Genomic DNA, 25,850 nt, shown 5'->3' on the forward strand with positions numbered 1-25,850 from the left:
TTTTTCAGGTTTTTTTATGTCTAAAACCCTGTAATGGACAATATTTCAAAGAAATAACAATCTCCTCAGTCTCTTCATACATTTCACAATTCACCTAAATAGCCCTCACGCTTTCTCTAGAGTTGTTCGCTAATTTTGAATCATCGAAACAAGATAAATACTGGATGAAAGCAATGAAAAAAATTCTGACTGTAATCACCCTCTCTTTAGGTGCACTCATAACAACATCTGCCATGGCAGCACCTCAGAATTATAATCGCTCTCATGATCATGACTCGCGTTGGGATCAACGTAATGATCACCGCTCTAATACAAACGACCGCTATAAAAACAGCCGTGTCAACCCGAGCCGAGACTGGCGCTCAGGTCAATATCTTCCCCGAAGTTATGATTCATCACGTTATCATGTCAGTAACCGCGAAGCGCGTCGCCTACCCAACACAGGGCGTTACCAACAGTGGTACAAGATCAATGGCGACTATGTCCTCGTCAATGAGCGTAATAACCGTATTCTCCGCATTATTAACTAATCAGCCATTCATTTCGGCAAGCCAATCAAACACCTGATCTTTGCATCAGGTGTTTTTTAATTTAAGACTTCCTCTTCTGCATTTTTTGATTAAAATCATGCTAAGCAGTTCATTTTGAGACAGGCATGCACGCAAATTCCATCGAAACACATCACAGTACAACTTTGCAGTATGTGCATTGGTTTCGACATTCTGCGCCTTATATCAATGCTCACCGCAATAAAACCTTTGTAATCATGTTTGATGGTGAAGCCGTTCAGCATGATAACTTTCAACATATTATTCACGATATTGCCTTACTGCATTCACTCGGGATTCGTCTGATCTTGGTGCATGGCGCACGTCCGCAAATTAACCACAATCTAAAACAAAGCCAGCTACAGACACCATTTCATCAACATCGCCGCGTGACCACGCGAGAATCCCTAAGTTGCGTGATGAACGCGGTAGGCTCAATTCGTTTGCAAATTGAAGCCTTACTGTCGATGGGGTTGGCCAACTCACCGATGTATGGTGCACGCATTGATGTGGTTTCAGGGAATTTTGTTACAGCCAAGCCCTATGGCATTCGCGATGGGGTCGATTTTCAGTTAACAGGTGAAGTCCGTACGGTCGATACCGATGCCATTCAACGCCATTTGGATAACCACAATATTGTGCTACTCGGGCCAACTGGCTACTCCACCACAGGCGAAGTATTCAACCTGCTAGCAGAAGAAGTGGCAACCCGTACGGCGATTCATCTTAAAGCAGACAAGTTAATTTTCTTGGGCAAGCAACATGGTCTGCTCAATGAACATAGTCAGTTGCAACGCGAAATTTCTCCACACAAACTCGATGCACAAATTGAGAAATATCAAGACTCTAATCCAGACATTGCCTTACATTTACGTGGTGCCAAAAAGGCCTCGACGCATGGCGTACATCGGGTCCATCTCATTTCCTATGCTTATGATGGTGCCTTGGTTGAAGAGCTCTTCACGCGGGATGGCTCAGGCACCATGATTACCGATGCCCATTATGAAGAAGTCCGTATGGCCAACATTCAGGATGTCGGCGGGCTGATTAACCTATTACGTCCGCTTGAAGAAGAAGGTATCTTGGTGTATCGCTCACGTGAACGTCTCGAAAACGAAATTGGTCAATTTGCCGTGATTGAACGTGATGGCATGATCTTGGCCTGTGCTGCCCTCTACCCACTACCAGCGGCGGAAGGTGAAATACACAGTGCTGAAATTGCGTGTGTTGCAGTCGATCCGAGTTATCGCAAATCTAATCGCGGCAGCCAAATTTTGCATTATCTCGAAGGTAAAGCCCGCAGTATGGGGATTCAGCAGTTGTTTGTACTGACCACACGTACTGCACATTGGTTCTTAGAACATGGCTTTGAAACCGCCAATGTCGATGAACTTCCCAATGCCCGCCAAGCCTTATACAACTATCAGCGCAACTCACTGGTCTTTAAAAAGCCACTTTAAGTGGCTTTTGCAGGATTATGGATATCTTTATTTCTCATATCTTTATCGAGAAAATACCACCCCAATCGCTCAAGTCCATATAGCGTGAAAGACTAAGCTTATTCAAAAAATAAAAATGCATTTTAAATAATAAATATCAATAAGTTAATCTTAATAAATTTTATATTTTATGTTTTTTATATTGCTCATTTTCACATAAGTTTTGCACTTTTGTTTTTATCTTTTTTTTTCATGTCTAAAGCCTGATTTCTTATTTTTTCTGAAAAGAAAAGCCCTTTAGCGTATGTGTTCACCAACTCACCACTTTATTTATTTGGAGTTAAGAAACACATGAGCACCTCTCAAGCAAAGTTCTGGATCAAAACAAGCGTTCTTGCTGCAACAGTCGCGGGTGCCATGATGTTATCTGGATGTGGAAAAAAAGAGACTGAAACCGTCACACTGAATATTGGCTTTCAAAAATATGGCATTTTGCCAATCGTCAAAGAGCGAGGCACTTTAGAAACGGCGCTTAAAGCACAAAATGTCCAAGTCAAATGGGTTGAGTTTCCCGCAGGTCCACAGCTCCTCGAAGGTTTAAATGTCGGCAGTGTGGTCTTTGGTGAAGCAGGTGAAGCCCCTCCAATTTTCGCTCAAGCCGCGAACGCTAACTTGGTTTATATTGCCAACCAACCAGCAGCACCCAAAGCAGAAGCACTGATCGTACAAAAAGATTCGAAAATTCAAAGCATTCAAGACCTAAAAGGTAAACGAATTGCACTCAACAAAGGTTCAAATGTGCATTACCTGCTACTTAAAGTATTAGAAGCGAATAACCTCAAACTTTCTGATATTGAAGCAGTGTATCTACCCCCATCAGATGCACGTGCTGCGTTTGAACGAGGTGCAGTCGATGCATGGGTCATTTGGGATCCCTTCTTTGCGGCCGCTGAACATCAAATTTCGGCGCGTGTGATTGCTACTGGAGAAAACTTGGTGAGTAATCATCAGTTCTATTTGGCCGATCGTAAGTTTGCGGAAGCTCACCCCGAAGTCTTAAAAACAGTCGTGAAAGAATTAAATACCACAACACAGTGGGTTAAACAAAATCAACAACAAGCTGCCCAATTGCTAGAAAAACCAACGGGCTTGTCTTTAGACATTTTACAAAGCTCGATTGGTCGTATGGGCTTTGGCGTTCAGCCCATTTCAGCCGAAGTCGCAAAAAAACAGCAGTACGTTGCCGATGCTTTCTATCAACAAAAACTCATTCCAAACAAGCTGAATATTGACGCTGCCATTATTAAATAAAAATATAGAGATCATTATGAAAACACTGAAAACAGTTTCTAGTATTGGCATCGTCAGCTTGAGTCTTGGACTCGGGGCATGCCAAAAGCAAGACACAGCAGCACCGAACACGCCAGAAAAACAGGCAGCAGCTCCAGTTAAAACACTGTCAATTGGCTACCAAAAGTCGTCTTTGAACCTATTGGTCGCGCGTGAGCAAAAATTATTTGAGCAGCAATTTCCTCAAGCCAAAATTGAATGGAAAGAATTTCCTGCTGGTCCACAAATGTTAGAAGCATTATCCGTTGGTGCTGTCGATTTTGGTGCTGTGGGCAATACCCCACCGATCTTTGCCCAAGCTGCTGACAAAGCACTCAGTTATGTCGGCTACGAACAAGTACCCGCTAACTCTCAAGCCCTGTTAATTCCTAAAAATAGTAGCATTGGTTCAATCCAAGCCTTAAAAGGCAAACGCATTGCCGTTCAGCGTGGTTCAAGCGCGCATGAGTTGTTGGCGAAAATCTTACAAAAAGCAGGACTCAGTTGGCAGGACATTCAACCGATTTGGCTGCCCCCTGCGGATGCACGTGCCGCGTTTGATAAACAATCCATTGATGCATGGGCCATTTGGGAACCCTACCTCAGTGCAGCAGAACAAGATGCTCATGCCAAAGTTTTGATTGATGGCACAGCATTTCCACAAACCTATTCTTTTTATATTGGCAATCCAAAATTTATTCAGGCCTATCCTGAAGCGACTGCCCAATTCATCCACGGCTTGAATCAGGCCGATCAATGGGTGCTGAAAAACCAAGTACAAGCACTTTCGGTCTATACCCAAAGTACGGGTTTACAGCCCTCTATTGCTCAACGGGTCATCGACAAACGTCTAAAACCGTCTCCGATTCAAACCCTGACGCCTGAAGTGGTACAAGCCCAACAACAGATTGCCGATTTGTTTCAACAAGTCCAGCTCATTCCGAAACACATTCAAGTTCAAAGTACCGTTTGGGTTGCACCGAGCAAACCTTAAACGACTCTATCTAAGGATTTTTAAAAATGAAAATTTTCTGGTTTATCCCAACTCACGGTGACAGTCGCTACTTAGGTACCAGCAAAGGTGCTCGTCAAGTGGACCATGCTTATATGAAACAGATTGCGGTTGCCGTGGATAATTTAGGTTATGAAGGTGTACTGATTCCAACGGGTCGTTCATGTGAAGATCCATGGTTGACCGCAGCCAGTCTGATTGATGCCACGAAAAAATTAAAATTCTTGGTTGCATTACGTCCAGGCGTGACCACGCCGGCACTGGCTGCACGGATGGCAGCCACCTTTGACCGTCTCTCCAATGGTCGAGTTTTATTGAACTTGGTGACAGGTGGCGATGAAAAAGAACTGCAAGGCGATGGTGTCTATGAAGACCACTCGACTCGCTATAAAACCGCCAATGAATACGTCAAGATTTGGCGTGAGATTTTAACCCGCTCCCATACAGGTGAAAGCTTTACCTTTCACGGCGAACGTCTAAACGTAGATGATGCCAAACTGCTGTATCCACCTGTACAACAACCCTACCCTCCACTTTGGTTTGGCGGTTCATCGGATGATGCCATCGAGTTGGCGACGGATCAGGTTGACACGTATCTGACATGGGGAGAACCTCCTGCGGCAGTCAAAGCAAAAATTGACACTGTACGTGCCAAAGCCGAGGCCAAAGGCCGTACGCTCAACTATGGTATCCGTCTGCATGTGATTGTACGTGAAACCAATGAACAAGCATGGCAAGCGGCAGAAGAGCTCATTCAATATGTCGATGATGCCACCATTGCTGCAGCACAGGCAAAATTTAAGAGCATGGACTCGGTCGGCCAACGTCGCATGGCCGAACTACACAATGGTGACCGCAGTAAACTTGAAGTATCTCCCAACCTTTGGGCTGGTGTAGGACTGGTTCGTGGGGGTGCAGGTACGGCATTGGTCGGTGACCCTGAAACAGTTGCAGCGCGTATTCAAGAATATGCTGACTTGGGCATCAGTACCTTTATTTTCTCAGGCTATCCACATCTTGAAGAGTCGATTCGTTTTGCCGAGTTAGTGTTCCCACTCCTGCCGCTTGAAACTCAAACAAAGTTAGCACAACCAAATTTAACAGGTCCCTTTGGTGAGATTGTGGCAAACAACTACACACCCGATGAAAACAAAAAAACAAAAGCGATTCAGGAGCCTGCCTAATGTCCAAAATCGTTTCAGTGCAAACCCTCCAGCAGGAAAAGGTTTCACGTGGAACCCAGTTGGGGCAGCTATTGCTGCCTTGGCTCTTTCCTATCGGCTTAATTGTGCTTTGGCAAATTGCTTCCAGCACAGGACTCTTAGAAAGTCGCATTTTACCTGCACCTACCGCAGTGGTTAGCGCTTTCTGGCACCTGCTACTGAGTGGTGAACTATGGAAGCATGTTCAAGTCAGTGCAGGCCGCGCCTTACTCGGCTTATTGGTGGGTGGCGGTTTAGGGCTATTTCTGGGTTTGTTAAATGGTTCATCGAAAATGGCGTCCACCCTGCTCGACACCACTCTACAGATGATCCGAAATATTCCCGCACTGGCACTTATTCCATTGGTGATTTTGTGGTTCGGAATTGATGAAAGCGCCAAGCTGTTCTTGGTTGCGGTCGGGGTGTTTTTCCCCATTTACATCAACACCTATCACGGCATACGTTCGGTAGATCCGCAACTGATTGAAATGGGGAAAAGCTATGGCTTGACCCGTTGGCAACTGTATAAAGAAATTATTTTACCCGGCGCGATGCCCTCTATTTTGGTTGGTCTGCGCTTTTCACTGGGTTTGGTGTGGGTGTTACTGATCGTTGCCGAAACCATTTCTGCACAAGCGGGCATTGGTTATATGACCATGAATGCACGTGAATTTTTACAAACTGACATCGTCTTGGTGGGGATTTTACTGTATGCCCTACTTGGAAAACTGGCTGATGTACTGGCCGTCACATTAGAAAAATACCTGCTGCGTTGGCATGCAGGATACCAAAAATAAGGAGTCTGAGATGACTGATTTAAGCCTTGGTCGCCATGCCACTATTACATCGCAGCCAAATCATAATCAAGACATTAACCCTCAAGCGGTGCTTGGGGCCGAAATTATTATTGAACAACTGCATAAGTTTTATGGTTCAGTTAAAGTTCTTGAAGACTTAGACCTGCATATTCAGCCAGGTGAGTTTTTAGCCATTGTCGGACGTAGTGGTTGTGGTAAAAGTACGCTACTGCGTCTGATTGCCAACTTAGAACAACAAAGCTATGGTGAAATTAAGTTTAAATCCGCGCGACACCTCCGCGAAGGGATTACCGCAGACGATATACGGGTCATGTTTCAAGATCCACGTTTACTGCCATGGCGCTCTATAGAAAAAAATGTGCAACTGGGCTTAGCCAAAGAACAACATGCCAATGCCTCTAGTCTGTTGGAAAAAGTCGGGCTTAAAGACAAAGCGGGGCTTTGGCCTTCGCAGCTCTCTGGGGGACAACGCCAACGCACTGCCTTAGCACGGGCTTTATCCCATAAGCCACGGATTTTACTGCTGGATGAACCTTTAGGTGCATTGGATGCCCTCACTCGCTTGGACATGCAGAATTTGATTGAAAAATTATGGACGGAACAAGGTTTTACCGCCATCTTAGTTACGCATGATGTCAGCGAAGCCGTTCAACTGGCAGATCGAATTATTTTGTTAGACCGTGGTCATATTGCCAAAGAGTTTCAAGTCAACCTACCCCGTCCTCGGGTCAAAGATGTCGCTTTTAACTCACTTGAACAGCAAGTATTAAATGCCGTTCTGGCCACCTAACTTTATTCAATATCCTTAGCATGGTGCTAAGGATCTTTTTGCACAGGCGTGAAAATATGAGACGCTCATGTATTTCAAACACTTACATATTTAAAAAGTGAAATTTCACGTTATTTTTACAAAACACCCCTGAAAAAAATCCATTATTTCGTGTCTGTGATACAAAATAGTTTTTACATAATGATATTTTATTGGACAAGTTTTAGAATTTATCGCAATTTATTAGTCAATCTACAGAATAAATGATCATTATTCAAAAAATTAAATTTCCACTTTGTGCACAAGTCTGATGATTTGCCGTACAATTTGTCCTTCCCCCTTTTTATTGTTTTTTAAATTAGCGAATGGAACAGAAAAAGAGTACTCAAAAACGCCACCAGCTGCTGAATGCTGCACTAGATGTCTTTTCACTCTATGGTTTTAATGGAGCGAGTTTAGATGAGATCGCACAGATTGCTGAGATGCACAAATCGAATATTTTCTATTACTATGAAAATAAAGAAGCTTTGTACGTTGAAGTTTTAACGACGGTTCTGCAAAAGTGGTTAGCGCCACTGCAAATGCTAGAAGCGGACTTAGAGCCAGAAGAAGCGATCACCAACTACTTATTGCAAAAGATTGAGGTTTCTCGGACTCAACCTAAAGCCTCACGCTTATTTGCGCTAGAAGTCATTCAAGGTGCTCCACATATTCTGGAAATCCTCAAAGGGCCTCTAAAGAAATTGGTCAAACGTAAAGCTAAAGTGATTAGCAATTGGCAAGAACAAGGCAAAATTTCAAAAGCAATTGATCCTGAATTGCTCATTTTGAATATTTGGGCTTTGACACAGAACTATGCTGACTTTGCCACACAAATGGAAATGGTGACAGGTAAAACCCTACGTAACCGTAGTATGCAACAGCGTGTAATTCAACACACTGTACATATGATGTTATATGGTGTGATCCCAAGAACTCCGTCTGACTTATTCAAACCTGAATAGTTTTGGCATACGACCATAGCACTCTATGGTCGCCAAATTTAAAAAGACAAAATCAAAACCTCAGATACTTTCAAATAATCTCAATAATTTCTGAGCGCCCAATAGTAGATTGTCTTCCCAATCCAAATGAGCAGTGTCGTTAGCTCCATCTGAAATATATTTAACTGAAATCAGACGTACATCGAGCTTTTTACAAACCTTTGCCAAGGCATAACCTTCCATATCCACCAAGTCGCACGCGACTTTGGGTGTTCCTGTTTCAAAGCTATCGCCAGTCCCACAGATACCTGTGCGTAACTGCTGAAAAAAAGGCTCCAAATGAATTTCAGCGGGGTCCATGCTGTCAAATGGTGTAAAGCCGACCGCAAAACCGAGTGGTGAAACATCCATATCACGCTGTACAAATTGAGAAACTTCGATCAACTCATGCTGATCAAAATAACTACTGCCAGCGGTACCTAAATTAATCAGGGTTTTACAACCTGTTTTTTGAATCACTTCAAATGCTTTATAGGCCGCATTGACTTTGCCCACACCACTGTAATGAACTTCAATCCCTGCTTGTTCAAATAATCCTTTGGATTCATTCGGCAAAGCCATGATCAGTGCAACATCTGACATAACATACTCAAATAACAGACTTCATTCAGCCCATTAGAAAGCAAATCTATGCGAAAGAAAAGTAGTTTAAACACCACGACCCAAAATCGTATCCAGCATTTTGATCTAAGTAAAAAATAGCATTTTCACTGACTTTAATGCTGTTCCAAATAGGCTTTTAAACAGGGTGAAAAAAACAAATGGCCTTGATAAAAACCATGCGCGGTTTTGCTTGCAACTAAACACCAAAGTATCAGCAGAATGGCAGCAAAGGCATAGCCAACAGCGTAGAGGAAAGCTAAATTCAATTGCTGCGCTAAATTAAGAATCGCGAGGGTGTACACGCCCAACGGAAATGTCAGTCCCCACCAGCCGAGGTTAAAAGGTAATTCCTGTTTGGCATGGTGTAAAGTGGTCATCACAGCAATGCCTAACCACCATAACCCAAAACCGAGCAGAATGAGACTACCGAAAATTCCTGCATATTGAAAAAGCTGACCCATTTCAGCCAAATCTATGCTCACCAAAACTGTCGGTGCTTGCTGTCCTAAAATCAATAAAGTCAAAGCCCCCGTACCGATCGGCCCCAAAGCCAACCAACTGCTGACTGCCAGCTCTTTTTCGGGTAGTTTATGTAAGACTAAACGCAACATTAAAATCGTTAAAATAGCAAAAGCAGGTAAAACAGAAATACCCCAAAGGACATAACTAGCCAATAAAATCGCAACAGCATGACCATCTGTTGGCAAATACCCCAGCAATAGACCGCCACTGCTGGCTGCAACCTCACAGGCCACGATCGGCAACAACCAAACTGCTGTCATATTGCTCAAACTATGTTGCTGACGCTGATACATGACAAAAGGAACACCCCATGCCACCAATAGTGCAAGGAGCACGTCTACGTACCAAAGGCTCTTGGCGACATGAACCGCAATATCTCCATAAATCGGCTGCCCATACTTTAAACAGCCATTTAGAATCGTCGCCAGTGCCATCGGTATCGTACCTAAAAATAGGCTCATGCTTGGATGTTGAAAAATCTGTTTGGCTTCGTGCGGATAAAATACCCAACGCAGTCCATAAAGCACAGTAAAAAGTACAAAAAGCGCAATATTGAGACACCAAAGCGTTGTGCCGAACGACCATGTGAATGACTTTAAAATCGGAAACTCTGATACAATAAGCGCCACCACACCTGTTCCCATACTGACAGTAAACCAGTTGGGGGTAAATTGACGGATCAGATTTTGCCGCTGTCCAAGTTGTGTAAATGGTTTTTGCATGAGTTGGTCCTCATTAGAAACTACATCTATACTAACCAAAACCATAAATAAGAAAAATTGATTAATTCACATTAAATAAATCAATTAAAATAATATATGTGAACTTTCTACGAAATTTTGCATTGTCAAAAAACAACCACAAGACGAATGCCCAAGAATATGGCAATATATAAGCCGTTATTTATTCTAAGCACTTGATTTGCCCATGAAGCTGCTCCGTCTACATGCTTTGCCCTCACACTCTGAATTAGAAAAAACCGTTGTCACCATCGGTAATTTTGACGGGGTGCATTTGGGTCATCAAGCCATGATTCATCAGCTCAAAGCCGTTGCAAAACAACACAACCTAAAAACAGTGGTGATGATTTTTGAACCTCAACCACTTGAATTTTTTAAAGCTTATGATGCTCCACCGAGGATTTCATCCTTACGTGAAAAAGTCGAATATTTAACTGAGCTAGGTGTGGACTATATTGCAGTTGCTAAATTTGACAATAGCTTCCGGAGTTTAAGTGCCGAAGCATTTGCCGATATTTTAAAAGACAAACTCAATGCCCAAAGTTTGGTTTTAGGCGATGATTTCCACTTTGGTAAAAATCGCCAAGGCAATAGTGAATTTCTTAAAAATTATGGTTTTCAAGTGCATAATCTTGAAACCGTCCTCGCAGAAGGTGAACGCGTCAGTTCAACCCGGATTCGCCAAACTCTTGCAGCAGGGGATTTGGCACTCGCAGCACAATTATTAGGCCGACCTTATAGCATTACAGGTCGAGTGCAGTATGGCGACCAAATTGGTCGAACCCTAGATTTTCCAACCATTAATGTGCGTTTAAACCGTCACAAACCTTGTTTAAACGGCATTTATGGTGTCGATGTAATTTGTGAAACCACATCCCTACGCGACAAAGTCAAAGCAGACCAGCCTGAACGGTTGGGCATTGCTGGATATGAACCTTCTGCCCTTTTTGGCGCAGGTCATGTTGGAACACGGCCAGCCATTCAGCAAGATCATCCTGAATGGCGATTAGAAGTACATTTCCCTGATGTTTCTGCTAATCTGTATGGCTTATTAATGCGGGTCACCTTCTTAAACTATTTACATGGTGAAAAGAATTACCCTTCGCTGGAAGCACTAAAAGCAGGAATTGATGATGATGTGGTGAAACTGCTTGAGTTTCGTCAAAACACCCCAACATTTCCCTTTTAAATACCCAATCAATTTTATGTAAAACGCGTCAGTCTAAAAGCTGATTAAATTGGAAGAAAACTTGCATGAGCGACAAGCAAACTACTGAAAATGCAGTGGATTATAAAGCCACACTTAACCTCCCAGGTACCGATTTTGCCATGAAAGCAAATCTTGCGGTGCGTGAAGCAAAATGGTTAGAAGAGTGGTATGCCGACAACATTTATCAGCAGATTCGTGCGTCGCGTATTGGCAAGAAAAAATATGTCCTACATGACGGCCCTCCGTATGCAAATGGTCAAATCCACTTGGGTCATGCGGTAAACAAAGTCCTCAAAGACGTCATCATTAAAAGTCGCGTGCTCGATGGCTTTGATGCACCGTATGTTCCAGGTTGGGACTGTCACGGTCTACCGATTGAACTCAAAGTTGAAGAAAAAGTCGGGAAAGTCGGTGTAAAAGTGGATGCTTCGACTTTCCGTAAAGCCTGCCGCGAATATGCTTACACCCAAGTCGAATTACAAAAGAAAGACTTCGTGCGCATGGGTGTGTTTGGGGATTGGGACAATCCTTATCTGACCATGAACTTTAAACAGGAAGCAGACATTGTGCGCTCTGTCGGCGCGATTGCGAAAGCAGGTCATATCGAACCAGGTCTCAAACCAGTAAACTGGTGTCTCGACTGTGGTTCAGCTTTAGCTGAAGCAGAAGTCGAATATGAAGATAAAAAATCAGATGCAATTGATGTTGGTTTCACAGTTGTCGACTTAAAAGATTTAAGCGCACGCTTAGGGGTGGATGTTCAAGACCCAACCGATATCGTGATTTGGACCACCACACCGTGGACTTTACCTGCGAACCAAGCGGTTGCTGTACATGCAGAAATTGACTATCAATTGGTTCAAGTCACAACTGATCGCGGGACACAAAACTTTATTTTGGCCAAAGACTTAGTTGCGTCAGCAGTTGAGCGTTATAAGCTTGAAAACCCTATCGTTTTAGCTGATTTCACGGGTTCGGCTATCGAAAACTTATTATTACAACATCCTTTGATTACAGACCGTCAAGTGCCTGTGATTTTAGGTGAGCACGTCATCGCAACCAGTGGTACAGGTGCGGTTCATACTGCGCCAGGTCATGGTGTGGACGACTATAAAGTCGGTTTACTGTACAACTTAAAAGTTGAAAACCCAGTCGGTGGCAATGGTGTATATTTACCAACGTCACCCGTTTTTGCTGGTGAGCACATCTACAAAGCCAATCCAAAAATCATTGAAGCGTTGGGTGCAGTCGGTCGCTTGTGGGCGCATCAACCGATCAAACATAGCTATCCGCATTGCTGGCGCCATAAAACCCCAATTATTTTCCGTGCAACCCCGCAGTGGTTTATCAGCATGGATGCACAAGGCTTACGTCAAAATGCTTTAAATGCGATTGAAAACGAAATCAGCTTCGTGCCAGATTGGGGCAAAAACCGTATTCAAGCTATGATCGAAGGTCGTCCAGACTGGTGTATTTCGCGTCAACGTACTTGGGGTGTACCAATCCCATTCTTCGTGCATAAAGACACCAATGAGCTACATCCGCGCACAGCGGAATTGATCGAAGAAGTTGCTAAACTAATCGAACAAGAAGGAATTGATGCTTGGTATAACCGTGAAGCGAAAGATTTTATTGGTGATGAAGCGGAACAGTACAATTGTGTGCGTGACACTTTAGACGTGTGGTTTGACTCAGGCACAACCCACTATGCCGTGCTGCGTGAACGCGAAGAACTCACTGATCCTGCCGATTTATACCTTGAAGGCTCAGACCAACATCGTGGTTGGTTCCAGTCTTCATTATTAACCTCTGTCGCTATCAATCAACGTGCGCCGTATAAAGGCTTGCTAACTCATGGCTTCGTGGTGGATGAAAAAGGCCGTAAGATGTCAAAATCTTTAGGCAACATCATCACCCCACAAGACATCATTAAAGACATGGGTGCAGACGGCTTGCGTTTCTGGATTGCATCGGCAGATTACCGTTATGAAATGACTGCAGGCAAAGAAATTTTTAACCGTGCATCAGATGGCTATCGTCGTATTCGTAATACTTTGCGCTTCTTGTTGGCGAACCTCAATGGTTTCAAACCATCGACCGATGCACTGCCTGTAGATCAATTGATCGCACTTGATCAATACATCTTGCAACGTGCAGCAGATGTACAGAAAACCATTCAGCAAGCCTATGAAGATATGAACTTCCATATCGTGACCAATGCGCTGACCAACTTCTGTATCAACGACTTGGGTGGTTTCTATCTAGACATCATCAAAGACCGTCAGTACACCACTAAAGCAGATTCGCAAGCGCGTCGTTCGGCTCAAACTGCGTTGTATCATTTGGTACAAGCCTTTGTGCGTTGGATGTCACCAATCTTAAGCTTTACCGCTCAAGAGGCATGGCCACTGATTCCAGAACAAACTGAGAAATATGTGTTCACTGCGGAATGGTATGAGATTCCTGTGGCTTCAAAAGCAAACCTGTTGTCTGAAGCCGATTGGCAAACCCTCATTGCGGTGAAGTCTGCGGTGAACAAGTTCATCGAAACCGCGCGTACCGCGAAAATCGTGGGTTCAAATCTCTCTGCCAAAGTTGAACTGTGGGCAGATGCCGAACTCAAAGACGTACTTGATCGTCTAGATGATGAACTTCGCTTTGTCCTGATCACATCGCAAGTACTTGTGAATACATTCGATGCAACTCAAGGCGAAGCTTCTGATCTGGCAGGTCTGAATGTTAAAGTCTCAGCTGCTGATGGTGAAAAATGTGTACGCTGCTGGCATGTTCTACCAGATGTGAATACACATGTTACACATCCAGGTTTATGTGGACGTTGTATTATCAACCTTCCTACAGGCCAAGGCGAAGAGAGAAAATATGCCTAACCCTCAACAGAAAAAGGGCTTATTCCAATTCTATCCGCATAATTTAGTGTGGGTAGGCTTGGCTATTCTAGCCATTGTCTTAGATCAATGGACCAAATGGATTGCCAGTACCCATCTGAATTATGCAGATCCAGTACCAGTTCTGCCCTTTTTAAATTGGACCTTATTGCATAACTATGGCGCAGCCTTTAGTTTCTTGTCCGATGCTGGTGGGTGGCAACGCTATTTCTTTACCTCTCTTGCTGGTATTGTGTCTGTCATTTTCCTGTTCTGGCTGATGCGTATGCCAAAAACAGTAAAAGTCCTGCCCATTGCAATTGCGCTTATTCTAGGTGGTGCTATAGGCAATTTAATCGACCGTATTAGCTTAGGCTATGTGGTTGATTTCATTCATGTGTACTATCAAAACAGCCACTTCCCTGCGTTTAATATTGCTGACAGCTCAATTACGCTTGGAACTATCCTTTTGTTGATCGATACCTTTTTTCTCGAAAAAAATCGTATCCAACGTACCGAAGTAAAAAATGACTGATTTTATTAATCCTAATGAAGAAACTCGCGTAAGCGAAGGCTCAAAAGTTGAGTTACATTTTTCTGTTTCCATTGAAAATGGCGTGGAAATTGACAATACGCGTAGCCGTGAAGAACCTGTGAGTCTCGTGATGGGTGATGGTAGCCTATTGCCCGGTTTTGAAAAGGCGCTGTTTGGTTTACGAGCTGGTGACCGCCGTACCGTAAGCCTACCACCAGAAGATGCTTTTGGTCCTTGGAACCCTGAGAATGTACAAAAGTTTGATACGGTTAAATTTGAACAGCGACCAATCGAAGGTCACATGATTGAGTTTGAAGACAAAGCCAAACAAAGTCTTTATGGTGTGGTTAAAACTGTAGGTGATGACATCACCGAAGTAGATTTTAATCATCCATTGGCAGGTAAAGATATTACCTTTGAAGTTGAAATCTTCAAAGTGACCCCTGCCGGACAACAAGGCATCAAAATTATGTAAAGCCACAGATCGACCGTCTGTGTGTCATTCAAAGCTCCTTCGGGGGCTTTTTTAATGCCTCAAACATTTATCCATCAGATACATATTCAATCTATGCAAAGCTTAATTTTCATACTACCGTAACGTGATCACATTTATTTTCCAAGGATTTTGCATGAAAATTCAAGTCATTATTGGCAGTGTCCGCGAAGGGCGTACTGCCATTAAAGTTGCGCGATGGGTGCAAAAAGGCTTTGAACAACTTGGGCTCAATACGGTCCAACTCGAATTGGTCGACTTAAAAGAGTGGGATTTGCCAATTTTTGCAGGTGCAAATCCCCCAATGACGGGCATTTATGATCAACCTAAACAACAAGCATGGGCCGATCACATTGTCCAAGGCGATGCCTTTATTTTTATTAGTCCTGAATATAATCACGGCTATAGTCCAGCACTCAAAAATGCATTGGACTATTTAGGCAAAGAGTGGCAAGGCAAACCTGCAGCTTATATTAGTTATGGTGGCACCAACGGCTCACGCTCCATCGACCAAATTCGCCAAGTCGGTACTCAACTCGGCCTAGTCGATACCAATGCCGTGATTGAAATTCGGGATATTTTTTCACGCAATAAAACCGAAGATTTTGAACCGAATCCTTTTGATGAGAAAAATCTAAAAGCAGCAATTGATAAACTGATTAAATATGTCAGCGCATAAAGATGAGATTCTTATGTACGCGATTGCTTACAGTAACTTGAGTATTTGTCGGCTTTTCAATCAACAGTATCGACGCTATAGTTAAATCATACAGAGACAGGAAGTCTCAATTAAAAACAAAAATAATAAAATATATAGCAGGATGCTGATCGGTAGGACAGGAGTTATACCGTTTGAAAGAATTTAAAAAGCCCCCGACAGGATGTTGGGGGCTTTTTAATTCCAGTTTGATATTTTAAATATTCACATCAAATCCTAAATTAACATCAGATGCGGCTTGACCACCTCGTATCCCCCAATTCTCTAAGTTAGACTCACGAATTAAAATAGAAATATGGTCTTGTGGAATACCTAACTCTGCTAAATGCTGAACTAGGAGTTGATACAGTCTTCGTTTAGTCTCTAGCGATCTTCCAACAAAGCAATCAACTTCAATCCAAGTAAAAGAAGCGGGTTGTGTTAAATAAAGTGGATACGCAAAATGCTCAGGTGCATGCTCAACTAAACGAATATTGCGATCATATTGGGGGAGTTGAAACGCAGTAGATAATGCCGTATGGACTGCTTCAATTATCGCTCGCGCTTCATCCTGACTATAGTTTTTACGAACATGAATTTGGGTACTTGGCATCACACATCCTCTATTCTTTTATTATTAAAGTTTTTCATTTTTGATATTCGTAACCACAGTGCGATTAAGCTGACCGTTTATCGTTATATCAGGCATAGCAACCAAATATTACATCAATATAACGCACTACGTTCTATACTTTTGCCCATCTGAACGTCGGGCAGTTTTGCGCAAAACGTTTTTATATAAAATCAATTAAAAACAAGAAGAACAGAGAACACCTCATGCAACTGAGTACTACATATTTAACTGATTATTGCAAAATCTATGTCGCAGACCCTGAATATACGCAGGCAGATGCTTTAGCAGCCTATTGTAGAGTTCATCGTACTGAAATCATGCAACAACTCCATCAGCATGGGATTTTATTATTCCGCGGTTTCAAGATAGAACGCAGCTATGAATTCTACGAACTTATTGAACAACATTTACAACTTGAACCAAGGAATAGTATTACTCCGAATACGCAGGGCTGGTTTGCCACACTTATGCGTAAGCACAGTGAAAAACTTTTCGGTATAAATAATGAGAAGCTGTACCACAATCACAATATCGTACAATTGAAACCTCGTGAGAATGCCATTCAAAACTTACATATCCAAGGAAGTATGCATTCAACCCGATCACGTTATGTTGCACTGTTTTGCCAACAGACTTCCACTCATCTGGCCGAAACAGGTTTTAATGACTTAGAAAAAATTTGGAACCAGTTTCCAACCAGTATTCAAAAAAAATATTTAGGCGCGTGGAGCCATTTTTCTTATATTTCAATCCGTAAACTCAATATATTAGACCGTTTACTATTAAAGAACAGCCCATTTTATTTAAGCAAGCTAGCCAATAAAAGAGCCAAACTCACCTTAAAACGCTCTCCCTTCGTCATCACCCATCCTGATACTCAAAGACTAGCGATCCAACCATGGGTCTTTGCCAATAATACCCATACCTTTGCACATCACACGACACAAACTATATGTAAGCATCGCGGATCACTTCAATCAGGTTTTACAGCGAATCACATGCAATTGTCTTGGGAACTCTTCACATACACAGGTGAAAAAATTGAGTGGACGCATCAGGAAAAACAGCAATACTTTGATGCACTCTATCGTGATGCACTTTTAGTTCAATGGCAACAAGGAGATATAGCCTTAGTCGATAATATTAAAATTGCACATTGGCGTATCAATGATGGCAATGAAAGCCATAACTTGCTTCAAATTCAAGCCAATGTTTTCCATGCCGATCTACACTCTGCTATTTAAAATTCATCGCTTAGTCATATTTCTTTTAATATGACTAAGGTTTGCCCAGTTGAATTAAATCAGCATGCTTCCCATCCTCAATCACCCAAATACTGCCATCTTTCGCTTGTTGTAAACCACGGATACGTTGTTTCATATCTATCCGTTGAATTTCTTTTGCTGGCTGTGCTGTGGTGTCTACAATAATCAACGCTTCAGATGAAAGCCCGCCAATGATGGCTTTACCCTGCCACTTGGGAAACATCTGTCCCGTATAAAAAATCAAACTCGATGGAGAAATCACAGGGGTCCAGTCCAATTTCGGTGCTTCAAACTCAGGTCGCGTAACATGGTCAGGGATATTCAAACCACTATAATGATCACCATTGGAAACCACTGGATAACCATAGTTTTTCCCTTTCTGGATCAAATTAAGCTCATCACCACCTTTCGGACCCATTTCAACCACCCAAAGTTGACCTTGTTCATCAAAAGCCATACCTAAAGGATTACGATGCCCGAAACTCCAGACTTGTTTCGCTACTTCACCTTGCGACTGAAAAGGATTATCCACTATCACTGAGCCATCATCATTAATCCGAATGATTTTCCCAAGATTCGATGTCAAGTCTTGGGCAGGATCAAATTTCTGTCTCTCACCAGAGCTAATCCATAGTTTTCCAGAACCATCAAACAGTACACGATGTGCATAATGCCCTTGCCCACGAACCTTAGGTACCTGTTTCCAAATGGTTGTTATATTATCTAATTGTGGCTGTGCTTGATCTAAATTCAAATCTGCACGAATCACCACTGCACCATAGCCACCTTGCCCTGCTTCTGCATAACTGAGATACATTTGATGGTTTTGTTCAAACTTAGGATGTAAAACAATGTCCCCGAATCCACCCTGACCACCATAAGCCACTTTAGGTAGGTTTTTAATAAAAGTCTTTTTCTGATCTCTAGGATTAAATAAAATCAATTGCCCCGACTTTTCAGTAATCAATAAACGCCCGTCAGCTAACACAGCCAATGCCCATGGTTCATTAAACTCAGCGATACGTTTCATCTGTATAGATGTTACTGCAACAACTGAACTAGGCTGATTTTCTTTCGACTGAGTTTCTGATGGAGTTTGCGCATGGCATGCCGTTAGAACAGACAGCACACTCAATGTAATCAGTCTATGAAAGGCTTTAATATTCATCCTTGTCTCATTTCTTCTATCACACTACTTACAATCCATTGTAGAAGAGAAATAAATGCTTGCAGTATAAGCTTTAGTAACAAGATGAATCCTTGTAAGTGAATGCTTACAACTACTGAAGAAAGTAATCACTAGCTTTAAAATAAGCGAAAACGTATATTTAAAATATCAGGAGACAGGACGTTTCCCAAACGAAAAACAACAATAATCAGTTTGAGCATCAGGATGTGAGATATGACAGGAGTTGTATCTAAGCACTGAAATACAAAGAAACCTCGACAGGATGTCGGGGTTTCTTTTTTGGAAAAGAATTTTATTTCTTCTTCTCATATTGCCGAATAATCTTTATGGCAATTCTATGCCCCTTTATATTCTGAGCATCATGTAAAATTTGATCAAAGTTCTGCCAAATTCATGTTCTTTTACTATAGGTACTTAGACGTTTACGGTGCGTGATTAAACGATTTCATCAACCTGCTTCAATGAAAAGCTGAGCTCTATTTTTTGAATGAGGTTGATCCAAACCAAAAACCAGATACTGATAAGACATCAGCATTAATCAATGACAATAAATTCACTATTTCACTAACCGCATAATAAAAAAAGCCCCCTAACAATTAAGTTAGGGGGCTTTTGAATAATGAGCTGGCGATGACTTACTCTCACATGGCAAACGCCACACTACCATCAGCGCTAAGAGGTTTCACTTCTGAGTTCGGGAAGGGATCAGGTGGTTCACTCTTGCTATTGTCGCCAGCACAACTGTTTATGACTATTCGTTTGGTCTTATTTACACATTGTGTATGCCTAACTTTCATCAAATGAGTTATTAACAGAACATCTGAGTTAATTTAATTTGCACATTGTACTTAGCTTTATAACTAAATCAAGGTATTTGCAGTGATTTGAACCACAACACCAACTGTTTGGGTGTTGTATAGTCAAGCCTCACGAGCAATTAGTATTGGTCAGCTTCACATATCACTATGCTTCCACATCCAACCTATCAACGTCGTAGTCTTCAACGGCTCTTTAGAGGACATAAAGTCCTAGGGAAATCTTATCTTGAGGTAGGCTTCCCGCTTAGATGCTTTCAGCGGTTATCCCTTCCGAACATAGCTACCCGGCGATGCGACTGGCGTCACAACCGGTACACCAGAGGTTCGTCCACTCTGGTCCTCTCGTACTAGGAGCAGATCCTCTCAAATTTCCAACGCCCACGGTAGATAGGGACCGAACTGTCTCACGACGTTCTAAACCCAGCTCGCGTACCTCTTTAAATGGCGAACAGCCATACCCTTGGGACCTGCTTCAGCCCCAGGATGAGATGAGCCGACATCGAGGTGCCAAACACCGCCGTCGATATGAACTCTTGGGCGGTATCAGCCTGTTATCCCCAGAGTACCTTTTATCCGTTGAGCGATGGCCCTTCCATACAGAACCACCGGATCACTAAGACCTACTTTCGTACCTGCTCGACTTGTGGGTCTCGCAGTTAAGCGCGCTTTTGCCTTTATACTCTACGCGTGATTTCCGACCACGCTGAGCGCACCTTCGTACTCCTCCGTTACTCTTTAGGAGGAGACCGCCCCAGTCAAACTACCCACCAGACATGGTCCTCGTCCCGGATTACGGGACAGAGTTAGAACCTCAATATTACCAGGGTGGTATTTCAAGATTGGCTCCACCGAAACTAGCGTCTCGGTTTCAAAGCCTCCCACCTATCCTACACAAGTAAGATCAAAGTTCAATGTCAAGCTGCAGTAAAGGTTCACGGGGTCTTTCCGTCTAGCCGCGGGTACACCGCATCTTCACGGCGAATTCGATTTCACTGAGCCTCTGCTGGAGACAGCGCCCCCATCATTATGCCATTCGTGCAGGTCGGAACTTACCCGACAAGGAATTTCGCTACCTTAGGACCGTTATAGTTACGGCCGCCGTTTACTGGGGCTTCGATCAAGAGCTTCGCTTACGCTAACCCCATCAATTAACCTTCCAGCACCGGGCAGGCATCACACCCTATACGTCCACTTTCGTGTTTGCAGAGTGCTATGTTTTTAATAAACAGTTGCAGGGGCCTGGTTTCTGTGGCTGCCAATAGCTCAAGGAGTAAATCCTATCACCGTCGGCAGCGTACCTTCTCCCGAAGTTACGGTACCATTTTGCCTAGTTCCTTCAGCAGAGTTCTCTCAAGCGCTTTGGTCTACTCGACCTGACCACCTGTGTCGGTTTCGGGTACGATTCCTATGTAACTGAAGCTTAGAGACTTTTCCTGGAAGCATGGTATCAGCCACTTCACTGTACAAGTACAGCTTGCTATCAGTTCTCAGCATAGAGTACCCCGGATTTGCCTAAGATACATGCCTACAACCTTCCACCTGGACAACCAACGCCAGGCTGACTTAACCTTCTCCGTCCTCTCATCGCATTACATAGAAGTATTGGAATATTAACCAATTTCCCATCGACTACGCCTCTCGGCCTCGCCTTAGGGGTCGACTCACCCAGCCCCGATTAACGTTGGACTGGAACCCTTGGTCTTTCAGCGAACGGGTTTTTCACCCGTTTTGTCGTTACTCACGTCAGCATTCGCACTTCTGATACCTCCAGCATACTTCTCAATACACCTTCATCGGCTTACAGAACGCTCCCCTACCACTTGCAATAAATTGCAAATCCGCAGCTTCGGCATATAGTTTTAGCCCCGTTACATCTTCCGCGCAGGCCGACTCGACTAGTGAGCTATTACGCTTTCTTTAAAGGGTGGCTGCTTCTAAGCCAACCTCCTAGCTGTCTATGCCTTCCCACATCGTTTCCCACTTAACTATAATTTTGGGGCCTTAGCTGGCGGTCTGGATTGTTTTCCTCTTGACTACGGACGTTAGCACCCGCAGTCTGTCTCCCGGATAGTACTCATTGGTATTCGGAGTTTGCATCGGTTTGGTAAGTCGGGATGACCCCCTAGCCGAAACAGTGCTCTACCCCCAATGGTATTCGTCCGAGGCGCTACCTAAATAGCTTTCGGGGAGAACCAGCTATCACCGAGTTTGATTAGCCTTTCACCCCTATCCACAAGTCATCCCCTGGCTTTTCAACGACAGTGGGTTCGGTCCTCCAGTTAGTGTTACCCAACCTTCAACCTGCTCATGGATAGATCACCCGGTTTCGGGTCTACACCCAGCAACTAAACGCCCTATTAAGACTCGATTTCTCTACGGCTCCCCTATGCGGTTAACCTCGCTACTGAATGTAAGTCGCTGACCCATTATACAAAAGGTACGCAGTCACCGAACATGTCGGCTCCCACTGCTTGTATGCATGCGGTTTCAGGATCTATTTCACTCCCCTCACAGGGGTTCTTTTCGCCTTTCCCTCACGGTACTGGTTCACTATCGGTCAGTCAGGAGTATTTAGCCTTGGAGGATGGTCCCCCCATATTCAGACAAGGTTTCACGTGCCCCGCCCTACTCGACATCATCATATAAGCCCTTTCGTGTACAGGACTATCACCCACTATGGTTGCACTTCCCAGAGCATTCCACTAAAACTTATATGACTTAATGGGCTTTTCCCCGTTCGCTCGCCGCTACTGAGGGAATCTCAATTGATTTCTTTTCCTAAGGGTACTGAGATGTTTCACTTCCCCTCGTTCGCCTCGTATGACTATGTATTCATCATACGATACCTGCCTTATGACAGGTGGGTTTCCCCATTCAGAAATCTCCGGATCACAGGATATTTGCCGCCTCCCCGGAGCTTATCGCAGGCTATTACGTCTTTCTTCGCCTCTGACTGCCAAGGCATCCACCACATGCACTTAATTACTTGACTATACAACCCCAAACAGTCGCTAATCCCTACAAGTAGGATATTGCGTCGCGAACTTAATCGCTACAGTTGGAGCCTTGTAGATTTAACTACGTACAGCTTCAATTCAATTCACATACCAAAACGCTTGATTCAGTTAATTTCGCTAGTAACTCATTTCTTCAATCTTCACCATCCAGTAATAAATCACTGTTAATGTCGATCTTAAAAACGAGTATGAACAAATTATTTCAACTCAAATATATTCTGTTAATGATTTTTCCAGCCTTCGTCAGGTCAGGAAACTGCGATAAATCACAGAAGTTAATAAGCTTTAACTTACTAATTTCTATAATCTATGGTGGAGACTAGGAGAGTCGAACTCCTGACCTCCTGCGTGCAAAGCAGGCGCTCTACCAACTAAGCTAAGTCCCCAGCTTATCAATAAGTCAATGTCTCTGTTTTTCTGTATTCAGCATTTAACAATGCTTGTTAGTCAGATTTGGTGGGTCTGACAAGACTTGAACTTGTGACCCCACGCTTATCAAGCGTGTGCTCTAACCAACTGAGCTACAGACCCTCAGATACATCGTCATGAAGAACAACTTGTTGTGGATTCTTACCAATCGTCAATCTTTCGTTAAGGAGGTGATCCAGCCGCAGGTTCCCCTACGGCTACCTTGTTACGACTTCACCCCAGTCATCGGCCACACCGTGGTAAGCGTCCTCCTTGCGGTTAGACTACCTACTTCTGGTGCAACAAACTCCCATGGTGTGACGGGCGGTGTGTACAAGGCCCGGGAACGTATTCACCGCGGCATTCTGATCCGCGATTACTAGCGATTCCGACTTCATGGAGTCGAGTTGCAGACTCCAATCCGGACTACGATCGGCTTTTTGAGATTAGCATCCTATCGCTAGGTAGCAACCCTTTGTACCGACCATTGTAGCACGTGTGTAGCCCTGGTCGTAAGGGCCATGATGACTTGACGTCGTCCCCGCCTTCCTCCAGTTTGTCACTGGCAGTATCCTTAAAGTTCCCACCCGAAGTGCTGGCAAATAAGGAAAAGGGTTGCGCTCGTTGCGGGACTTAACCCAACATCTCACGACACGAGCTGACGACAGCCATGCAGCACCTGTATGTAAGTTCCCGAAGGCACCAATCCATCTCTGGAAAGTTCTTACTATGTCAAGACCAGGTAAGGTTCTTCGCGTTGCATCGAATTAAACCACATGCTCCACCGCTTGTGCGGGCCCCCGTCAATTCATTTGAGTTTTAGTCTTGCGACCGTACTCCCCAGGCGGTCTACTTATCGCGTTAGCTGCGCCACTAAAGCCTCAAAGGCCCCAACGGCTAGTAGACATCGTTTACGGCATGGACTACCAGGGTATCTAATCCTGTTTGCTCCCCATGCTTTCGTACCTCAGCGTCAGTATTAGGCCAGATGGCTGCCTTCGCCATCGGTATTCCTCCAGATCTCTACGCATTTCACCGCTACACCTGGAATTCTACCATCCTCTCCCATACTCTAGCTTCCCAGTATCGAATGCAATTCCCAAGTTAAGCTCGGGGATTTCACATCCGACTTAAAAAGCCGCCTACGCACGCTTTACGCCCAGTAAATCCGATTAACGCTCGCACCCTCTGTATTACCGCGGCTGCTGGCACAGAGTTAGCCGGTGCTTATTCTGCGAGTAACGTCCACTATCCAAGAGTATTAATCTCGGTAGCCTCCTCCTCGCTTAAAGTGCTTTACAACCAAAAGGCCTTCTTCACACACGCGGCATGGCTGGATCAGGGTTCCCCCCATTGTCCAATATTCCCCACTGCTGCCTCCCGTAGGAGTCTGGGCCGTGTCTCAGTCCCAGTGTGGCGGATCATCCTCTCAGACCCGCTACAGATCGTCGCCTTGGTAGGCCTTTACCCCACCAACTAGCTAATCCGACTTAGGCTCATCTATTAGCGCAAGGTCCGAAGATCCCCTGCTTTCCCCCTTAGGGCGTATGCGGTATTAGCATCCCTTTCGAAATGTTGTCCCCCACTAATAGGCAGATTCCTAAGCATTACTCACCCGTCCGCCGCTAGGTTAGGTAGCAAGCTACCTCCCCCCGCTCGACTTGCATGTGTTAAGCCTGCCGCCAGCGTTCAATCTGAGCCATGATCAAACTCTTCAGTTAAAATCATTTAGTGACTTAAGGTCACAATTCTGGCTCATCAATTTTCTGACTAAAAATTCGCTCAAATAAACTTCGAGTAATTTCTACCATCAATCAATGAAATATTTTCGATCGATCAATCAGTAAAAATCCACACAAGTTGTTCTTCATAATCTCTTAATGATCTTTCCATCACCTCGTCAGTGATAGAAGCTGGACTCAATATACTTAACAACTCAGCACTTCGTGCTTCATTCGTTTCCGTCTATCTCGTCGGTATGGGGTGCATTCTAGTGGATTTCTAAAGCTTTGCAACCCCCAAATTCACTTATTTGAAACAGGCGTTGGTTTTTTCTACAAAACCCAGCAAAAATCGTATTTTTCATCTATTTTTTGATCATATTTATAATTTTTTCTCTTATTTTTTACAAGATAAGCTTTTCGTTTCCAATCTTTAAATCTATTTTCAGGCTTAAAATTCAATCAGTAGGCTTTATTTTTGGCTTGCCACTTAATTTCCAGTAAATTTTGAGCAACCCTTTTCAGACTGAACATTCCGCGATTCATTTGATTTGTATATTTCAAGACAGTATTTTTTTTAAAGATGTCGCTCTTTTATATTGAGTACAAAGATTACATCCCAAAATCACTATATTCCCCCACATTTCCAGTTAAAAATGTGAAAGGACTCTGCTTTCCATAAGAGCAAATATTTCTTTTGTCTTTTATTTAATGCAAATAATAAAAAGCCCTCTTCTATCTATACCTCATTCAAGATAATTCAAAACAGTGCTGCAACAATATTTGCGATAAAACTTAATAATACGAAGTATCTGGATATAAGTAGAAAACACAGTGCTATATCACGAACTCGTATTAAATGAGTCCGTTGTACTCAACATCTATGGCAATTCGTTCTTTGTCTGCGTGTAATTGATTTTAAAAACTAAATTTTTGCCAATAAAAAAGGAAGA

At 43.5% G+C, this 25,850-nt stretch carries 18 protein-coding genes, 2 tRNA genes and 3 rRNA genes; 14 read left to right on the top strand and 9 right to left on the bottom strand.

The features are described 5' to 3' along the window. Window positions 1–173: 173 nt before the first annotated feature. The 8 genes from ACZ8ZH_RS17620 (at window position 174) to ACZ8ZH_RS17655 (ending at window position 8,121) form a co-directional block, all read left to right on the top strand. On the top strand, window positions 174–530 hold the full coding sequence (locus ACZ8ZH_RS17620; RefSeq protein ID WP_119064525.1) for an RcnB family protein: 357 nt from the start codon (window positions 174–176) through the stop codon (window positions 528–530). Window positions 531–655: 125 nt separating this feature from the next. Next, complete coding sequence (argA, locus tag ACZ8ZH_RS17625) at window positions 656–2,008, top strand: amino-acid N-acetyltransferase (RefSeq protein WP_110974416.1); 1,353 nt, start codon at window positions 656–658, stop codon at window positions 2,006–2,008. Window positions 2,009–2,338: 330 nt separating this feature from the next. Next, a complete protein-coding gene (locus ACZ8ZH_RS17630; protein ID WP_110974415.1) occupies window positions 2,339–3,298 on the top strand; it encodes a sulfonate ABC transporter substrate-binding protein in 960 nt (319 codons plus the stop codon). Between the two features lie 16 nt (window positions 3,299–3,314). Then, window positions 3,315–4,310: an aliphatic sulfonate ABC transporter substrate-binding protein gene (locus tag ACZ8ZH_RS17635; protein ID WP_110974414.1), complete on the top strand. Its 996-nt coding sequence runs from the start codon at window positions 3,315–3,317 to the stop codon at window positions 4,308–4,310. A gap of 26 nt (window positions 4,311–4,336) precedes the next feature. Next, window positions 4,337–5,512 (top strand): FMNH2-dependent alkanesulfonate monooxygenase, encoded by a 1,176-nt coding sequence (gene ssuD / locus ACZ8ZH_RS17640; protein WP_119064527.1) that lies wholly within the window; start codon window positions 4,337–4,339, stop codon window positions 5,510–5,512. Next, a complete protein-coding gene (gene ssuC / locus ACZ8ZH_RS17645) occupies window positions 5,512–6,327 on the top strand; it encodes an aliphatic sulfonate ABC transporter permease SsuC (RefSeq protein ID WP_110974412.1) in 816 nt (271 codons plus the stop codon). Before ssuD ends, ssuC begins: the two co-directional genes overlap by 1 nt. A 10-nt stretch (window positions 6,328–6,337) precedes the next feature. Next, on the top strand, window positions 6,338–7,138 hold the full coding sequence (locus ACZ8ZH_RS17650) for an ABC transporter ATP-binding protein (protein WP_110974411.1): 801 nt from the start codon (window positions 6,338–6,340) through the stop codon (window positions 7,136–7,138). A gap of 344 nt (window positions 7,139–7,482) precedes the next feature. Next, a complete protein-coding gene (locus ACZ8ZH_RS17655) occupies window positions 7,483–8,121 on the top strand; it encodes a TetR/AcrR family transcriptional regulator (RefSeq protein ID WP_110974410.1) in 639 nt (212 codons plus the stop codon). A gap of 60 nt (window positions 8,122–8,181) precedes the next feature. On the opposite strand, the gene ACZ8ZH_RS17660 is transcribed toward ACZ8ZH_RS17655, so the two are convergent. Beyond that, window positions 8,182–8,742: a 5'-methylthioadenosine/S-adenosylhomocysteine nucleosidase family protein gene (locus tag ACZ8ZH_RS17660; protein ID WP_110974409.1), complete on the bottom strand. Its 561-nt coding sequence runs from the start codon at window positions 8,740–8,742 to the stop codon at window positions 8,182–8,184. Between the two features lie 134 nt (window positions 8,743–8,876). Then, on the bottom strand, window positions 8,877–10,007 hold the full coding sequence (locus ACZ8ZH_RS17665; RefSeq protein ID WP_119064529.1) for a TDT family transporter: 1,131 nt from the start codon (window positions 10,005–10,007) through the stop codon (window positions 8,877–8,879). A gap of 205 nt (window positions 10,008–10,212) precedes the next feature. Here ACZ8ZH_RS17665 and ribF point away from each other — a divergent pair, with 205 nt between their 5' ends. From ribF to ACZ8ZH_RS17690, 5 genes are all read left to right on the top strand, one after another. Beyond that, window positions 10,213–11,214 carry a bifunctional riboflavin kinase/FAD synthetase gene (gene ribF / locus ACZ8ZH_RS17670; RefSeq protein WP_110974407.1) on the top strand — a complete coding sequence of 334 codons (1,002 nt, stop codon included), beginning with the start codon at window positions 10,213–10,215 and terminating at the stop codon, window positions 11,212–11,214. A gap of 65 nt (window positions 11,215–11,279) precedes the next feature. Then, the gene (ileS, locus tag ACZ8ZH_RS17675; RefSeq protein WP_119064531.1) at window positions 11,280–14,123 is read left to right on the top strand and encodes an isoleucine--tRNA ligase; all 2,844 of its coding nucleotides are present in this window, start codon (window positions 11,280–11,282) and stop codon (window positions 14,121–14,123) included. Beyond that, the gene (gene lspA, locus ACZ8ZH_RS17680; RefSeq protein ID WP_119064533.1) at window positions 14,116–14,655 is read left to right on the top strand and encodes a signal peptidase II; all 540 of its coding nucleotides are present in this window, start codon (window positions 14,116–14,118) and stop codon (window positions 14,653–14,655) included. Before ileS ends, lspA begins: the two co-directional genes overlap by 8 nt. Continuing rightward, window positions 14,648–15,130: an FKBP-type peptidyl-prolyl cis-trans isomerase gene (locus tag ACZ8ZH_RS17685; RefSeq protein WP_086210742.1), complete on the top strand. Its 483-nt coding sequence runs from the start codon at window positions 14,648–14,650 to the stop codon at window positions 15,128–15,130. The genes lspA and ACZ8ZH_RS17685 overlap by 8 nt, the downstream gene beginning before the upstream one ends. A gap of 154 nt (window positions 15,131–15,284) precedes the next feature. Next, window positions 15,285–15,827 carry an NADPH-dependent FMN reductase gene (locus tag ACZ8ZH_RS17690; RefSeq protein WP_086210743.1) on the top strand — a complete coding sequence of 181 codons (543 nt, stop codon included), beginning with the start codon at window positions 15,285–15,287 and terminating at the stop codon, window positions 15,825–15,827. Between the two features lie 235 nt (window positions 15,828–16,062). Here ACZ8ZH_RS17690 and ACZ8ZH_RS17695 read toward each other — a convergent pair whose 3' ends face one another. Next, window positions 16,063–16,458, bottom strand: a complete 396-nt coding sequence (locus ACZ8ZH_RS17695; protein ID WP_087527562.1) for a tautomerase family protein — start codon at window positions 16,456–16,458, stop codon at window positions 16,063–16,065. 224 nt (window positions 16,459–16,682) lie between these two features. Here ACZ8ZH_RS17695 and ACZ8ZH_RS17700 point away from each other — a divergent pair, with 224 nt between their 5' ends. Then, on the top strand, window positions 16,683–17,723 hold the full coding sequence (locus ACZ8ZH_RS17700; protein ID WP_119064535.1) for a TauD/TfdA family dioxygenase: 1,041 nt from the start codon (window positions 16,683–16,685) through the stop codon (window positions 17,721–17,723). A 34-nt stretch (window positions 17,724–17,757) separates the two neighbouring features. On the opposite strand, the gene ACZ8ZH_RS17705 is transcribed toward ACZ8ZH_RS17700, so the two are convergent. The 6 genes from ACZ8ZH_RS17705 to ACZ8ZH_RS17730 form a co-directional block, all read right to left on the bottom strand. Then, window positions 17,758–18,912: a PQQ-dependent sugar dehydrogenase gene (locus ACZ8ZH_RS17705; RefSeq protein WP_119064537.1), complete on the bottom strand. Its 1,155-nt coding sequence runs from the start codon at window positions 18,910–18,912 to the stop codon at window positions 17,758–17,760. A gap of 643 nt (window positions 18,913–19,555) precedes the next feature. Further along, window positions 19,556–19,670, bottom strand: a 5S ribosomal RNA gene (rrf, locus tag ACZ8ZH_RS17710). A gap of 179 nt (window positions 19,671–19,849) precedes the next feature. Then, window positions 19,850–22,743, bottom strand: a 23S ribosomal RNA gene (locus ACZ8ZH_RS17715). Window positions 22,744–23,078: 335 nt separating this feature from the next. Continuing rightward, a tRNA-Ala gene (locus ACZ8ZH_RS17720) sits at window positions 23,079–23,154 on the bottom strand. A gap of 68 nt (window positions 23,155–23,222) precedes the next feature. Further along, a tRNA-Ile gene (locus ACZ8ZH_RS17725) sits at window positions 23,223–23,299 on the bottom strand. Window positions 23,300–23,360: 61 nt separating this feature from the next. Continuing rightward, a 16S ribosomal RNA gene (locus tag ACZ8ZH_RS17730) occupies window positions 23,361–24,897 on the bottom strand. Together the 16S, 23S and 5S rRNA genes with 2 tRNA genes alongside form the textbook arrangement of a ribosomal RNA operon. Between the last annotated feature and the right edge of the window lie 953 nt (window positions 24,898–25,850).

This window comes from Acinetobacter sp. SW-226 (assembly GCF_055632855.1).

Excerpts from the sequence above, each read along its gene's own strand:
- ACZ8ZH_RS17620 (WP_119064525.1), top strand. The coding sequence starts at position 174 with ATGAAAAAAATTCTGACTGTAATCACCCTCTCTTTAGGTGCACTCATA.
- argA (WP_110974416.1), top strand. The coding sequence starts at position 656 with ATGCACGCAAATTCCATCGAAACACATCACAGTACAACTTTGCAGTAT.
- ACZ8ZH_RS17630 (WP_110974415.1), top strand. The coding sequence starts at position 2,339 with ATGAGCACCTCTCAAGCAAAGTTCTGGATCAAAACAAGCGTTCTTGCT.
- ACZ8ZH_RS17635 (WP_110974414.1), top strand. The coding sequence starts at position 3,315 with ATGAAAACACTGAAAACAGTTTCTAGTATTGGCATCGTCAGCTTGAGT.
- ssuD (WP_119064527.1), top strand. The coding sequence starts at position 4,337 with ATGAAAATTTTCTGGTTTATCCCAACTCACGGTGACAGTCGCTACTTA.
- ssuC (WP_110974412.1), top strand. The coding sequence starts at position 5,512 with ATGTCCAAAATCGTTTCAGTGCAAACCCTCCAGCAGGAAAAGGTTTCA.
- ACZ8ZH_RS17650 (WP_110974411.1), top strand. The coding sequence starts at position 6,338 with ATGACTGATTTAAGCCTTGGTCGCCATGCCACTATTACATCGCAGCCA.
- ACZ8ZH_RS17655 (WP_110974410.1), top strand. The coding sequence starts at position 7,483 with ATGGAACAGAAAAAGAGTACTCAAAAACGCCACCAGCTGCTGAATGCT.
- ACZ8ZH_RS17660 (WP_110974409.1), bottom strand. The coding sequence starts at position 8,742 with ATGTCAGATGTTGCACTGATCATGGCTTTGCCGAATGAATCCAAAGGA.
- ACZ8ZH_RS17665 (WP_119064529.1), bottom strand. The coding sequence starts at position 10,007 with ATGCAAAAACCATTTACACAACTTGGACAGCGGCAAAATCTGATCCGT.
- ribF (WP_110974407.1), top strand. The coding sequence starts at position 10,213 with ATGAAGCTGCTCCGTCTACATGCTTTGCCCTCACACTCTGAATTAGAA.
- ileS (WP_119064531.1), top strand. The coding sequence starts at position 11,280 with ATGAGCGACAAGCAAACTACTGAAAATGCAGTGGATTATAAAGCCACA.
- lspA (WP_119064533.1), top strand. The coding sequence starts at position 14,116 with ATGCCTAACCCTCAACAGAAAAAGGGCTTATTCCAATTCTATCCGCAT.
- ACZ8ZH_RS17685 (WP_086210742.1), top strand. The coding sequence starts at position 14,648 with ATGACTGATTTTATTAATCCTAATGAAGAAACTCGCGTAAGCGAAGGC.
- ACZ8ZH_RS17690 (WP_086210743.1), top strand. The coding sequence starts at position 15,285 with ATGAAAATTCAAGTCATTATTGGCAGTGTCCGCGAAGGGCGTACTGCC.
- ACZ8ZH_RS17695 (WP_087527562.1), bottom strand. The coding sequence starts at position 16,458 with ATGCCAAGTACCCAAATTCATGTTCGTAAAAACTATAGTCAGGATGAA.
- ACZ8ZH_RS17700 (WP_119064535.1), top strand. The coding sequence starts at position 16,683 with ATGCAACTGAGTACTACATATTTAACTGATTATTGCAAAATCTATGTC.
- ACZ8ZH_RS17705 (WP_119064537.1), bottom strand. The coding sequence starts at position 18,912 with ATGAATATTAAAGCCTTTCATAGACTGATTACATTGAGTGTGCTGTCT.